Source organism: Microseira sp. BLCC-F43, from assembly GCF_041929235.1.
GTDB lineage: Bacteria > Cyanobacteriota > Cyanobacteriia > Cyanobacteriales > Aerosakkonemataceae > Microseira.
Map to the genome: position 1 here is coordinate 1 of NZ_JBHFNP010000028.1, position 14,493 is coordinate 14,493.

The 14,493-nt window shown below is 44.9% G+C and carries 12 protein-coding genes; 3 read left to right on the top strand and 9 right to left on the bottom strand.

Annotated elements, in window-relative coordinates; genetic code table 11:
- From ACE1CM_RS03825 to folK, 4 genes are all read right to left on the bottom strand, one after another.
- A partial coding sequence (locus ACE1CM_RS03825; RefSeq protein WP_374876084.1) for a hypothetical protein occupies positions 1-243 on the bottom strand: 243 nt, incomplete at its 3' end.
- A 113-nt stretch (positions 244-356) separates the two neighbouring features.
- On the bottom strand, positions 357-1,787 hold the full coding sequence (locus ACE1CM_RS03830) for a cryptochrome/photolyase family protein (RefSeq protein WP_374876085.1): 1,431 nt from the start codon (positions 1,785-1,787) through the stop codon (positions 357-359).
- Positions 1,788-2,013: 226 nt separating this feature from the next.
- On the bottom strand, positions 2,014-2,562 hold the full coding sequence (locus ACE1CM_RS03835) for an NUDIX hydrolase (RefSeq protein ID WP_374876086.1): 549 nt from the start codon (positions 2,560-2,562) through the stop codon (positions 2,014-2,016).
- 154 nt (positions 2,563-2,716) lie between these two features.
- Positions 2,717-3,220 carry a 2-amino-4-hydroxy-6-hydroxymethyldihydropteridine diphosphokinase gene (folK, locus tag ACE1CM_RS03840; protein ID WP_374876087.1) on the bottom strand — a complete coding sequence of 168 codons (504 nt, stop codon included), beginning with the start codon at positions 3,218-3,220 and terminating at the stop codon, positions 2,717-2,719.
- 273 nt (positions 3,221-3,493) lie between these two features.
- On the opposite strand from folK, the gene ACE1CM_RS03845 reads away from it, so the two are divergent.
- Positions 3,494-3,937: a CAAD domain-containing protein gene (locus tag ACE1CM_RS03845; protein WP_374876088.1), complete on the top strand. Its 444-nt coding sequence runs from the start codon at positions 3,494-3,496 to the stop codon at positions 3,935-3,937.
- A 661-nt stretch (positions 3,938-4,598) separates the two neighbouring features.
- Positions 4,599-5,408: a hypothetical protein gene (locus tag ACE1CM_RS03850; protein ID WP_374876089.1), complete on the top strand. Its 810-nt coding sequence runs from the start codon at positions 4,599-4,601 to the stop codon at positions 5,406-5,408.
- Between the two features lie 147 nt (positions 5,409-5,555).
- On the opposite strand, the gene ACE1CM_RS03855 is transcribed toward ACE1CM_RS03850, so the two are convergent.
- A complete protein-coding gene (locus ACE1CM_RS03855; RefSeq protein ID WP_374876090.1) occupies positions 5,556-8,141 on the bottom strand; it encodes a dynamin family protein in 2,586 nt (861 codons plus the stop codon).
- Between the two features lie 169 nt (positions 8,142-8,310).
- Here ACE1CM_RS03855 and ACE1CM_RS03860 point away from each other — a divergent pair, with 169 nt between their 5' ends.
- Positions 8,311-9,591 carry a hypothetical protein gene (locus ACE1CM_RS03860; RefSeq protein WP_374876091.1) on the top strand — a complete coding sequence of 427 codons (1,281 nt, stop codon included), beginning with the start codon at positions 8,311-8,313 and terminating at the stop codon, positions 9,589-9,591.
- A 265-nt stretch (positions 9,592-9,856) separates the two neighbouring features.
- Here the strand turns inward: ACE1CM_RS03860 and ACE1CM_RS03865 are convergent, their stop codons facing one another.
- The 4 genes from ACE1CM_RS03865 to ACE1CM_RS03880 form a co-directional block, all read right to left on the bottom strand.
- A complete protein-coding gene (locus ACE1CM_RS03865) occupies positions 9,857-10,651 on the bottom strand; it encodes a DUF4340 domain-containing protein (RefSeq protein ID WP_374876092.1) in 795 nt (264 codons plus the stop codon).
- Between the two features lie 252 nt (positions 10,652-10,903).
- Positions 10,904-12,499 (bottom strand): GldG family protein, encoded by a 1,596-nt coding sequence (locus ACE1CM_RS03870; RefSeq protein ID WP_374876093.1) that lies wholly within the window; start codon positions 12,497-12,499, stop codon positions 10,904-10,906.
- Between the two features lie 99 nt (positions 12,500-12,598).
- Positions 12,599-13,390, bottom strand: a complete 792-nt coding sequence (locus ACE1CM_RS03875; RefSeq protein WP_374876094.1) for an ABC transporter permease — start codon at positions 13,388-13,390, stop codon at positions 12,599-12,601.
- On the bottom strand, positions 13,391-14,419 hold the full coding sequence (locus tag ACE1CM_RS03880; RefSeq protein WP_374876095.1) for an ABC transporter ATP-binding protein: 1,029 nt from the start codon (positions 14,417-14,419) through the stop codon (positions 13,391-13,393).
- Positions 14,420-14,493: the final 74 nt, after the last annotated feature.

Consider the following 14,493-nt stretch of genomic DNA (forward strand, 5'->3'; position numbering starts at 1 on the left):
ACGTAGGCAGAGTCTCTGACTCTTTTTACATGGGGACGGGGAGAGAGAAATCCCCGGAGGAGGCGGCTCCTCATTCTTAACGTGTTTAACACGTTGATGTACGACTTTCACATCGCACATGGCTAGTCGCGAACCTGGGGGTAATACTTTCACCGCAGCACCAGCGGGATGGGACTTGAGGAAACCTCTCACCCATAAGATGAACAAGTTGTCATCTAACAAGGGATTGAAGTGCGAACTCAACCCTATTTGGGTTACCTTGTTAGAGCCTGGAATCCTCCCATTTCTGGGTTTCTCCAGAACGAAACGCACGCTTGTATGTAAGAATACAATATCTTGCTTTAAACCCGACCCTACTAACCTGCTTTTTGCTGACTGTAGCGCTGTTTGAACTCGCGTTGCCGTTTGCTGTGATCCACAATCGGTTGAGGATAGCCAAGTGCTTCCCGTTCTAAAGGTGGAATTTTACCTGTGATGAGGGATTGTGTATCTACTAACCGCAACTCTGGTATCCATTGCCGGATATATTCTGCTTTTGGATCGAATTTTTCCGTTTGAGATGCTGGGTTGAAAATTCGCACTGGTTTTGGGTCCATTCCACTCGATGCACTCCACTGCCAGCCACCATTGTTAGCAGAAAGATCCCAATCATATAACTTCTGCGTGAAATATTTTTCTCCCAGCCGGAAGTCTATTAATAAGTCTTTTGTGAGAAAATTGGCGACTATCATGCGGCAGCGGTTGTGCATCCAGCCGATTTCATTCATTTGTCGCATCGCTGCATCTACAATTGGATAGCCAGTTTTGCCTTCACACCATGCTTGAAAATGTTCTGGGTTGTTGTCGTAAGGAAAGTCTTTGAATACTTCTCTAAACGCACCTTCTGCTAATTCTGGAAACCAATACATTGCGTGTTGGTAAAATTCTCGCCACGCGAGTTCTTGTTGCCAAGTTTGGATACTTGCTTGCCCTGACTCGCTGCGAGTTTGTTCGATTGCAGCAAGCGTTGCCGCCCAAACAGTACGGATACCAATTGCGCCAAATTTTAAAGCTGCACTTAATCTGGATGTGCCATCAACAGATGGAAAATTGCGCCGTTCTTTATACTCAAAAATAGCTGATTTGCCGAATTCTTCTAATCTGGCTTTTGCTGCCGCTTCTCCGGGTGCTAATAACAGTTCTTTATCCCATATAAATCCCAAAGCTTTAGCTGATGGCAATTCTTTTGCACCCGCTTGACGCGCGGCTTCTTTTTCGATTTCGGTTAAACTTATTCCATTTTGAAATATCTCTACTGGGGTGGCTTTTGGTTTGCCGCTCCAGTTTTTCCAAAAAGGGCTGTAAACGGTGTAAGATTGTTTTGAACCCGTGCGGATTTCTGCGGGGGAATGCAATAACTGATCCCAGAAATTTTGGACGGCGATGCCTTTTTGTTTGAGGGCGTCTGCGATAATGCGATCGCGATCCTTAGCATAAGGCTCTACATCCCAATTCCAAAATACCGCCTTCGCATTCAAAGCCGCCGCCAGTCGAGGTATCCCTTGCTTGGGGTCATCTTGCAAAATAAATAATTGGCTACCTGCTTCGGCATATCTTTGCTGGAGTTCCTGCAAGCAGCCTATCATGTATTTCGCCCTGGCTGGTGCTACATCATCCCGCTGCAAAATATGCGGATCTAGGCAAAAAACACCGGCTACTTTTGGACTTTGTTGCCTGGCAGCAGCCAATCCGATATTGTCAGAAATGCGTAAATCGCGACGATGCCAAAATAAAATTAGATCGGACATGGGTAATGGGTAATGGCTAATTGCTAATGGCTAATTGCTAATGGCTAATTGTAGGTAGGTTTTGATTAGCTCAGGAGTTAGGCGCATATTCCGGGTTTCTCTGAAAAATCGTCGGGAAAGGCAACTAGAGATATGCCTCCCTTCGCGAAGCTCTCGCAGCAAGAAACTTTGGTGATAGGCTTGTCGTGCCTAAGTCCTGTAGCTATTTAGCATTTAGCCATTATAGTTATTGCAGAAATGGACGGGCTAGGAAAAAACTGGAGATTGATTTGGCGTCGATTGGTTCACCATCGTGAATAGCTTGTTCTAATTCTTGGGGAGTCATCAAAACTGTTTCCATGTCTTCGTCGTCGTCTTGATTGGGTGGCGTTTCTAGGGGTTCTAAATCTTGCGCTAGAAAGGCGTAAATAATTTCATCGGAATAACCGGGAGCTAGGAAAAATTCTCCCAGCTTTGTCCAGGTTTTGGCGCGATAGCCGGTTTCTTCTTCAATTTCGCGCTTGATTGTTTCTGCCGCATCTTCCCCAGGTTCGAGAGTTCCGGCGGGAAATTCTAAAATTCGCCCTTCAACCGCAAAGCGATACTGCCGCAATAGTATCAGTTTGCCTTCTTTTGTCACGGGGACGGCAAGCGCACCACCTGGGTGACGGACGCATTCCCATTCTCCTTCGACGCCGTTGGGTAGGCGGAGGCGGGTGACTTGATAATTGAACTTGCGACCGAGGTAAAAAAGACGTTGTTTGAGTAGTTGTGGGGGTTCTTTACCCTGTGGCATAGTGGATTTCAGATTGCAGATTTTAGATTTTAGATTGGGGGGTGGGGCGGGTTTAGTTAAATAGTTTGTTTTCTTTGATGGTTGTTGGTAAAACCTGCCCCTACAAGGGTGTTCGCCTGTTGTGGGTGAGAAATCGCACGCATTGCGTAAACTATCAAAGACGGTGGACTCCTGAACAGTCTACCGCTTGGACGAGTTGCGCGATCGCATGTCCCGAAACGGGTTCTACCCAGTCTGGGGCAATTTCCGCCAAGGGTACCAGCACGAACGCTCGCTCGTTCATGCGAGGATGGGGAATCTGGAGGGATTGCGTCTCCAAGATTAAGTCATCAAATAACAACAAATCTAAGTCTAAGGTTCTTGGCCCCCAAGGTTCGCGGCGGACTCGACCAAATTTCGCTTCAATTGCCAGCAGCGTCTCCAATAACGCCTCTGGACTCATTTGAACCCCTAACAAGGCACAACCATTGAGATAATCCGGCTGTGGCGGCCCTACGGCCTTGGTAAGATACCAACTGGAGACAGCTTGTAGAACAATCCCTGGAGTTTGGGCAAGGGTTTTCAGGGCGTTCTCAAGGGTAGTAAGGGAATCACCGAGATTGCTACCGAGTGCGATCGCACAACTGCGCCAGACACCCCTATTGTCCCATTCTGCCATTGTCCTACTCTCTCCGATGCTCTCGCTGGCTCCAAACCCAGTAATTCCACAGATAGAGGCACTAGCTGTGGCAATTGTCGTTCACTAGGATAATAGCGCGTTCGCCCAGCCTGCCTCTGGCATATCGCGCCCGAAACAATTGACATAACTGCCGTCTAAGGTCAAAAATGTGCCCTCAAGAACAAAAATCGTGTAAATCTGCTAAGGTTTTGGTGCAAAGAGGGGCGCTGCCTAGATAACATAAGCAACGTTATCATAATTGGAGATATCAACATGGAAGCTAAACAACCCAAACCACCACAACCTGAAACGCCGAAAGTAGAAGTCACCGTGGAAACGGCAGACAATGCTCCCTTAGCGACAGTTCCTCCTACCAGTGAGTCTGAGAGTCAGTTCCAGGAATATGTGGATCTGGTTCTTTCGTATCTGTCTAAGCTGCCCGATTACTTGGGTGATTTTTTTGGCGAGTACCAAAAACCCCTGCTGACGGTTGGCTTGATTGTAGCTGCCTTTGTCACCGTCAAGGTAACCCTGGCAGTGCTGGATGCGCTGAACGATATTCCTTTGCTGTCGCCTTTCTTTGAACTCGTGGGTATGGGGTATGCTGGTTGGTTTGTGTATCGGTATTTACTCCGTGCTTCGACTCGCAAAGAATTGTCGGAAGAGCTAAAAGGGCTGAAAAATCAAGTATTGGGCAACAATGCGCCAAAAGTTTAAAGGCGATTAAAAGTTTGCCTGCGGTTTGAGGTTAATAATTTTACAGCACGTCTATCGTGCTGTAATTATTGCCTCAGCTAATTGGAAACACCCGCCCGGAAATAAATTTCCGGGCTAATAGCTTAAGTCAGTTAAAACTGACTGAAATTGCGAAGAAATAAAAATTTTAACTTGTTAAAACGGGTTTTGTAGCGGCAGGAACCCACTTTAACGAGATATTTCCTGGTTCCACGAATTGGGCAGGTATTACCCGCCCCAAATGCGCGATCTAGATCAAAAGGTTGTCTAATGCTGTGCTACTACAGCATGAAATTTATTTCAAGGCGCTTGTGCAAGATAGGATCAAACAAAAACGTCCGCACTGGGAGGTTTTTGTTTGTATATCCCACAGGGATAGGGAATTTGGAAACAATTGCCGACGCTACCCTCGTCAATACAACCGTTGGATACCCTAGTCAAGAGCAAATCAACCTGGACTATGGAATACGCCTATGGGTTCAGTGTTGTAGAATTGCGCGGATTTGGGGTTGAAAATGCCAGCAACAAGCGCAAGTGATGGAAATTGCTGCCAAGTTGCTCGCTGGCGATCGCCAATATTTTACCCTGCTTGGCGTGATGCTGCTGGCTATCATAAAATAGCGACCCCGAATTATACCGTAAAATGAAGAAAAGTTTAAGTTTGATTTTGTGTTTGTTGACTGGTGCAATCTACGCTGGTGGTTCTGTAAAAGAAGCGATCGCAACCAGAGTCTCCCCCATTATTGCCCAAACCTCGCCATCAGCCAGCCCCCAGGTGACACCTGAACCCCAGATGACACCTGAACCCCAGATGACACCTCAACCCCAGATGACACCTGAACCCCAAACATCGTCAAAGGTGACGCTGACGCTGGAAGATATGCCGCCTGGGTTTCAAGCTGTACCGCCTCAGATGACGGCTAATTTTGTGGAAATGCTCAAAAAACAACTGGGGCAATTTAGTCTAAACCCAGAAAATCTGTTTGCGTTCATGTCGCAAACAAGTAGTTCGCCATCGTCGCAAACAGCTAGCAGTTCGCAAAACGCGCAAATTGTGGTTGGATATACTGGAACGCTGAAAGAAACAGATCGGGTACAATTTGATGACTATATCAAAAAGATGCAGCAACCCGAATTCCAACAGGAAATGATCGATGAAATTAGGGATAAATTAAAAACTTCAACGGGAATTCAAATTGAAGATTTTAGTTCTATTCCCGAACTTAATAACATGAGTGAAGTTTCCACCGGGATGTCGCTAAAAATATCGATGGCAGGTCAACCAATGCGGATCGATATTGGCTCTTTTCGCCGCAATAGTTACGGCGCACTTACCGCTGTGATGTATCCTGATGGTCAGCCACCGAAGATATCTTTGAGCGAAATTACTCGTAAGTTAGATGGTCGGATTTCTTCTGTAGCGCCTGGTGTTAGTTCTCCGGTAGCGAGATAATTGACAGGACTACGCACGACGAAGCTAGAAACCCGGTTTCTTGCTGCGATCTCTAGTTGCAAATCGAAGATTTTTCCGAGAAACCGGGTTTCTTTGCGTCAGTCCTGATTGAGAGCGATCGCATCACAGATGGAGAGGATGCGATCGCTACACCGCCGCTTGATTCAAAATTGCTTCTAAATGCTTCTGCACCTGTTCAAGTTCCTGACGCTTCTGAGCGATAAAAGCTTTATCAACCTGACGTTGTTCCAGTGTTTCTTCGTGAGCTTTTTCCTGTTGTTCTAGAAGGTTTTCTGCAAGAGAGATTGCTTGTTCAATAACTCCGCTTGCGGCGTCAACTCGGCTATATAAGACTGACGCAATATTTTGGCAAACATTTTCAAAAATTTCCTCCTCCGATTCACTCAACTTCTTAAAACATTGCTCGCAAACACTTTGTTTAACTTCAGCGCGAACTTCGTCTTGATCTTCACCAAATAGCCAGCCTAACCCAAGAGCAGCAACTCCTCCAATCAAGGCTACTGGAAAAAGACCGATTCCCAACAACGCACCAGCACCAGCAGCAGCTAAACCACCAGCCCCAAGCCCAGCTAACCAACCAGCCCCACCTTCATCACTGTTATCTGCACCCATTGATGAAGCAAGGTTCATGTTTAATGCTACACCAGAAAAGGATAAATCAAGCTGACCGCTTAGGTTAGATCCAGTTTTTAAATCAAGACTTTGGATGCTTTTTTGAATTGCTTCTATTTCCTGATTTATCTCCCTGTCCAAAACTTTTACAATTGGTTTTAAAATCGAACCTTTTATCTTTTTATCAACCCAATAATTGAAGTCTGCTGATAAGTTTTTAATCAACTGATTTGCATAATCTTGAAACAGCTTTTCTCGCTCATTGTGGTCAGAAGACCAGTTTTGACTTTTTTTCTCGATACGGTATTTTAAACCTTCAGCCCATTCCTCCCAACACTGGTTAGCTTGTTCGATTGCTTGCTGCACCAGTTTATCTGCTAAACAGCGAATTTTTACATCCCGCCCACTAGCTTCACCGATTTTTTCAAGTATGTTTTGCTTATGAGCTTCAGAAATTTTCAACTTACCATCTAAAACATCCTCAGCTTGATGTAATCCATCCAAACCAGACTGTATTAACTGCTGGAGTCTGCCAGCGTATTGCTTAAGCTGTATTAAACCCCGCTCAGTCGTCAGAAACCTATCGAGAGACTGGGTAAAAGAATAGAATGCTTTGAAATACTCATCCTCCGTTCCCTCCAAAATAGCATCCAGCGCTGCTTGAGCAGAGATAAAATGAATGCGATTTTCACCTGTTATGATAGGATTTATACCCAGGATAAAATTTTTAAACATCTGTTTTACCTGCTGGACATCTCTTTCACGGCGTAGCAAATCCATAAAATTGACTACTACAAAAAGATTGTCAGCTGGCTCATTTTTATTACCACCATTTAGCTGAATTTTTAAATCCTGTATCAAGTCACGTTCTCCTTGAGTTAGAGGACGCGAAGCATTTGCTAGGAAGATAGCTGCATCGGTATCCTTTAGCAGTTTTTTTGTAATATCAGTACGCTTAGGATTTTCGTTCAAGCCTGGTGAATCGACAATTTCCACTCCATTGTGGCATAAATCCAGATCGGGATGTTCAACAATAATCTCTTCAATGTCAGACTGTGCTAGTTCATCAATGAGATTCCCCAGCGCTGCGTCTTCTGAAATTGCTGCCTTTTCTTGATACTGGTCAAATGGAATTTCTTCTTCCCTATCCTTATAGCGACAGACTACCCGCTTTTGCGCTCCATATTTCAAAACTGTTACTGTGCCGCTACAGGGAATCGCTCTCACAGGTTGAATCTCTTCACCTAGCAAGGCATTGAGTAGAGTTGATTTTCCTTGGCTAAACTCACCCACAACTGCTAAGCGAAAACGCTGAGATTGTAATTTGTCAGATACTGTTACTATGTCCTCTGTTAGTTTGTGAGGTAGTAACTCACGATTATTGCAGTCTTGAATGACCTGGTTTAGCTGAGCGCATAAGTTGTTTAATAGTTGGCGATATTTCTGGAATTCTTGTAGTTTCTGATAAGAAGCGGCTCGATGCTGTTGAGTTTTTTGGTGTTTAGGTTTGGCAGGCAGAAGCGCTAGAATATCACTTGCAGCCTTAACAAACATAGTGTCTAACTCGTGAAATCGAGCCGGATTGAGTAAAGACTGAATCTCATCCAACACTGCTGGCTCTACAGTTCCTTGATGAGTGAAGCATGCTTCCAGAACTGCCAAGTATTGATGGTTAATTCCTAGCAGCTTGGCAACTGCTTCTAAATACTTTTTCTCCGAAGTAGCCATTTCACCATCCGCTGCTGCCATCTCATAGCCAAAGGCAATTAACAACAACCTTTCTGCGTCTGAAAGTGGAGCCGTCAGCGTTAGAAAGTCTTTAGTTTTCTTATAAATCTGATTTTGTCGGACACCCTTGCTTATAAGCTGCGTCAACTGACGTACATTGCCCTCTGGAGGAATAAACTGATTGATAGTTTTTTGCCAGCGCTGCTTCTCTTCATCTGATACCGTACCGTCTGCAAACATCACTCCTAGTAAAACTGTTACCAAAGCTACCAAGAAAATTACAGGAGGTGTGAGATCCCGTTGACTAACTTTCTGTCCAGTGATGCGCGACAATAGATCAACAGCCTCAGAGCCGACCAGCGCGGTATTCATAGTGTCTGTAAGCCGATAGTGTTACTCTGATCTAGTATTCCTGAACTCAGCCGAGAAAGACTCCGTGTAAATACGGTTATCTTCGCCGATCAGACGATTCCGTCTGTGTCAAGATATCTAAAAATGCTAGGACTGAGCTAATTCTTAAAGTGTCAATTAGGTAAAAAGTATGGATTACATATTTAGTGCGGCAAATCAAGCTCTCTTCGCTGCTGGCAAGCTTGTACAAGTTACAACAAATGAACAAGTTTTGCCTATTCTCAGAGATCCAATTACAGGTAGATTTGTTGAGATAGCAAAGGGTATGGTTAGTACCTCAACACAGCCGCTAGTATCACCAGTGCAGTTTGCAATGAGCGGCTTAGAAATGTATCAAAATCGCAGAGGATTTACAGCTACACTAAACGGTATCAATGCCATCGGGTCAAGCATAGGAGTGCTGCAAGCAACTACAGCGGTGATTGGCGTTGGCGTAGCGGCTGGTGTCGCATTGTCGGCAGTGAATTTGTGGCAGACAATGAAATTGAGGGAGGATGTAAAGCAACTGCGGCTTGAAGTTAAAGATGGGTTTATAGATTTAAAAAAAGCATTGAGAAGCGAGGGAGCAGAAATTATACAGCGAATTGATGAAGTTGCCCAAGATCTCAAATTTGCTCAGCATCGTTTAGAATTTATTAAAGCTTATGGGCGGTTTGTGGAAGCAACTAAACTCATGAAAACGGCTATGTCCATGCAAGACATAAATGCCAGAAAAGTAGAGTTATCTAATGCAAGACAGACGTTAAGTGAGGCTTTGTCAATCTACAATAATCCTCATCTGTTATCAGAAACTTGTGCGGCTGGACAACTCCGCAGACTAGAATGTGCTTGGGCAATTGAGCAAACAATTGTTATCAGTTATCAATTGCAAGATGAGGCTGCGGCTGTAAGCGAATCCCTCTCCCATCTCAAAGCTAAAATTCGTCAAGACGCCCTCAATGTTATTGATAGCTGCCAAACTGAAGATGAGCTAGATTTTATCTTCCCAGAAATCGCCAGAATTCACGATCGCGATCTAGCTGTACTGGAATCGTGGCAAAATCATATAGATTGGGTGCGATCGCTCCCACCTGCCGAACTAAAATTACTCGAAAGTGCCGACTTCAGCAACTTGGAAGATATGGTAAATCCCAATACCAACTCAGCCACTACTGCTGTAACAGCACCGCCAGAACAATTACTATATGAAAATTTAAAGCAAAAGTCTCATACTCAATCTTTGCTGGCTCAGTTGAAATTTATGATCAAGCCAGAATTGCGGCGAGAGTATGAATCTTATGTTAGTCAAAAAGCTGCGATCGCACGCTACAAAACCCTAGTTTCATCCAATTTACACCAAGCCTCAAACTTAACTGTTGCTAACCTCTACTGGTACTTTAAAGTCAGAGACGAATCGGCAGTTTTAGCATAAAAATAATTAAGTCATACCAAATCCGGGTCGTACACCCCTCTTATTCTATAGCCTGGGGAGGCGGGTTTTGTTAGGGTTAAAAAGGGGGTAATAGAAACGGATTTGGTATCATAATCAATCTAAACCCCTTGCTAATAGCTAAAGTCCACTCAAGTGGACTGTAAAATGCATTCAGTCCATTTTAATGGACTTAAGCTGTTAGCCAGGAAATTTATTTCCTGGCGGTATTTGCGGCTTGCTTTCATTTCCTGGCAGTATTTGCGGCTTACTTTTTCTCAGGATTTTGTTGTTGTTCCGGTTGTTTCCATTCTGATAAAGGTCGCTTCACGGCATTTTCAAAATTGTTGGATATTACAAGTATTTGTGGCGATTGATTCGCTTGATCGGTTGGATCGGCGATCGCATACACAGAAGTGTTGTTAAAATTAGGCTTACCCAAAATTAGTTGATGAGTTTTGCCGTTATTTAGCTTCACATCTATCGTCGCTTGGGGTTGATTTAAACCATAGTCGATGCGCGGATCGATTGTAATCCGATCGCCTTTCCCTTTCACCATCTGATCGAGCAAAAACACAACATATGCCTCATTCGCCGGAACTTTGGTTAAATTCGTCTCTGGCGGCGGTGCAATTGGCGTTGCTTGTGGAGTGGGAGTTGGCGGAGTGGCGATCGCTGCTGGTGTCTGATTTGGCGTTGCAGTGGGATTTGGGGGAGTTGCGATCGCTACTGGTGTCTGATTTGGCGTTGGAGTTGGGGGGGTAGCGATCGCTGCTGGTGTTGGAGTTGGAGTTGATTTTGCCATTTCCAGTACCGTCATCAGCCATTTTGGTTGAGTTGAATTACCCGATGGTGGCTGACTGTTACGCTCAAATAAAAGCGTTTTATCCTTAGTTTTTAAGGTAACAGATTGAACGTCATTTTCTTGAAAATCAAACAGTTGATTTTCAAGAGCTTTTGTTGCTTCTCGCTGAGGTCTGCCTTCAATTTCGTATACATATACGATACCACCTAAAAGTATCGCCGCGAGAATTAGAATCCAAGTAGAGCGTTGCAACTTCATAATTCAAATTCATCAATCCAAAATCCAAAATCTGCATTTTCAGGCAGGAGCCTGAAATCTGCATTCCCAGGCAGGAGCCTGGGAACGAGGGAAGGCAGGAGCCTGGGAACGAGGGCACGAGGGAACGAGGGCACGAGGGAGCGGCATTTTCAGGCAGGAGCCTGAAATCTGCATTCCCAGGTAGGAGCCTGGGAACGAGGGACGAGCGAGCCTGGGAACGAGGGACGAATCTGCAATCTCAAATCTCAAGTTCTACCTCCGTTTCCACCAAAGTATGCCACCTCCTACAAACCCGATTAAAGGTACGAGCGCAACTGCTATCAAAGCTAATACACTAAATTGTTGGGGTGTTATATTGATGCGGCGGTTGTTCGCTTGTTTGGGACGAATGGAAAGAGTTTGATTGTCCCTCTGACTCAACCAACCAACTGAGTTTAGGAAAACATCTCCATTTAATTGCTGTCCAAATAAACCATCGGTAGCAAAGGAAGAATTTCCGATAACGACTAACCGAGATTCGGTTTTCGGTTTATCTGATGAGGGAGAGGGGGAAGGTGGGGAAGGTTGCCCAAATTCTAATTTACGACTCAGGGCAATTCCTAAAGTTAAAGGCCCTTTTATATCTGTATTCTGATCTAATTTTAATTCCGGGTTTTCTGGATTGCTTTCAGCCCAAGTTTGGTCATTTGTCAATAGCAGAGGCGTTGCATCTACACCCACTGTGGGGACAAGTTCAATCGCTCTGGCATAGGGATAAAATGAATAACGATTGGCAAAATCTTTCGTAATAGGATGCTCGCCGTATTCTGTGACTAAAGCAGCAGCGGGACCAAACCCTTGTACTTGACGACTGGATGCATTAATTACTAAGCGATTATCCAGTTTCACACCCCATTCTTTCAGCAAACTATCCAAACCGGGATTTGTATTCGGATCGACCATTAATAAAACGCTACCGCCGCGTCTAAGATAATCTCTTAAAGCGTTAACTTCTGCCGCGAATAGTGCTTGTTTGGGACGTGCTATGACTACCACCGATGCATCGGTTGGAACTTGACCGCGTTCTGCAAGGTTAAGCGGTTCGCTTTTATAGTTTTTCTCATCTAAAGATTGTACGGCAAGGGATATCGCTTCTTGTCCGGGTTGCAGGGAAAGTTCCCCGTGTCCTTGGAGGAAGTAGACTTTATCGCTGCGATCGCTTTTAATTTGTTGTAAGGCATTCGTCAGCTTGATTTCCGATAACCGTTCAACTTCGCTAACCAACTGCACGAACTTTCTTCTTGCCCCATATTCTAAGTAAACTTGACCCAATTCTGTGACGCCAAACTTTTGAGTTAAGTTCGGTTTAGCATTCGGATCGACATATTCAAAACTGAATTTGGAATTTTGCCTGCGATAATTTTCTAACAATTCCACATCCTGGGAATTTTGATTTGGATTAAATATCCAAACTTTGACGGGGATATTGAAATTCCTTACCAACTGTTGCGACTGGGGTGCGATAGTTAAAACTTGATTTTCGGTTAAGTCCACCCGCGCTGCATTGCGGGCAGCTACAAAGTTAATTAGCGCTAAAATTGCTACTACAGCTAGTGTAGCAAACAGAGCGTTAGTGCCTGCTTGGGCAGAACGACGTCCCCAAAATTGCTGTCCGGGGGAAGTTACATCGTCACTACTTTGTAAGATTGCCCATGCCATGATAATGACAATTCCAGCAGCAATCATTCCTAGGGGGATGGGTATCCAACTGTCAGCGATCGCTCCAGCAGATAACCCCATTACAATTAATATTGGTCCGCCCCAGAACAGATGTTTTAAATATTTCCAGTTTTTGGTGATATTTTTCATATTTTTGTTAATTGCTAATTGCTAATTGCTAATTGTTTGCTGATTTTTTATACACCATTTAACTACAATTAGCCATTAGCCATTAGCCATTAGCTAATTTTATGAACGTTGAAAGCGCAATGCTTCAATTGATTGCGCGGTGAGAAATATGCCCAAAATAATGTAACTGGCAAACAAAATCAAACTGCTGGTATCTAAAACTCCTTGAATTAGGTTATTGTAATGTTTCAGCAGGGATAGATGACCTAAAGCATCGCGCATTGGTCCTTGGACGCTTTGGGCAATCAAGTCAATTATCCACAGAAATGCTACTAAAACAAACGTGAAAATCGCCGACAGAATTGTACTGTCGGTTAAAGAAGAAACAAACATCCCTAAGGATAAAACGCTGGCGGCGAGTAAAATTAAACCCAAATGCCCTAGCAACGGTACGGCGGGGGGAACGGGTGGATTAGCAGCACTAAATGCGATCGCTTCGTACACTACCAACGGCACCAGCATTGTCACAAAAAATGTCAGCACTCCCAACAATTTGCCAACCGCCACCGCCCAGTTAGTTAGCGGCGATGTTGCCAATAATTCTAAAGTACCGCGCTTGCGTTCTTCGGCATAAAGTCCCATCGACAACATTGGCAGGATAAACAAACAAAACGACCCCATTACGCTTAAGAAACCCTTCAAGACTTCGTAAGCAACATCCAAAGGGGGTATATTCTGTCCCTGTTGTTCTGCCGCCGCAACTGTATTAACGATTCCCACCAGAATCTGCACAAAGAAGATGCCTGATAGCAGCCAGAATACACCTGCGATCGCATATGACAAAGGCGATGCAAAATAACTCTGCAACTCTTTGCGGTAAATCGCCATAATATTGCCAAAAATTACCCGCATTTAACCCTCGCCTGACTTTTGTCTATCGCCTTCACCCTCCCCGGAAGAGAGGACTGAATTCCTTACTACGAACTCATCTGTTTCTACTTTTTCTGTCGTCGTCAATTCTAAAAATACATCTTCTAAACTTGCTGTAGTGCGTCGCATTTCATACAATCCTACTCCCGCCGATACCAACGCCGCCGCAATTTCCCGCCCTGGTTCGCTTCCCGCTGCGGATACGACGCGAAGCGCAGCGCGATTTTCTCCTCCATGAATACCTGGTATCAATTCTATCCTGCTTACCCCCGGAATATTACGCAAGCATTCCACAGCGACATCTGGAGAGCCGTCTATTTCTAGTTCGTATCCCGACCCTTCTGTCAACTGAGCCATTAAACCTTCTGGGGTATTCGTTGCTACAACCTTACCGCGATTGATAATCGTGACGCGGTTACAGGTCATGCTGACTTCGGGCAAAATGTGGGTGGAAAGGATAATGGTGTGGCTACCGGCGAGGCTTTTAATTAAATTTCGCACCTCGATAATTTGACGCGGATCGAGGCCGACGGTGGGTTCATCTAGAATAATCGCAGGCGGGTCGTGAACGATCGCTTGAGCAATTCCCACTCGCTGGCGGAATCCCTTGGAAAGCTTGCGAATCAACACATGGCGCTTTTCTTGCAGGTTACAGCGCTTAATCGCCCAGTTTACCTGACCCGCGCGATCGCCCGCCGGTACGCCTTTAATTCGCGCCACAAAGTAGAGAAACCCCTCTACCGTCATATCGGGGTACAACGGCGGCGTTTCTGGCAAGTAACCAATGCGCTGGCGTACCGCCATCGAATCATCGTGGACATCGTACCCGGCAATTCTCGCCGTGCCGCTGGTTGCGGGTAAGTAACCCGTTAAAATTCGCATGGTAGTGGTTTTACCAGCCCCATTTGGTCCCAAAAACCCCACAATTTCACCAGGTTCCACCTTAAAGGTGACATCGGCGATCGCAGGAGTCGAACCATAAATTTTACTTAACTGCTCAACTTCGATCATCAGAGTGGGATGAAAAGCTGAACTTGCTTACAGCTTGATAGGATATCAAACAATATTAGACCACCAATGTTATG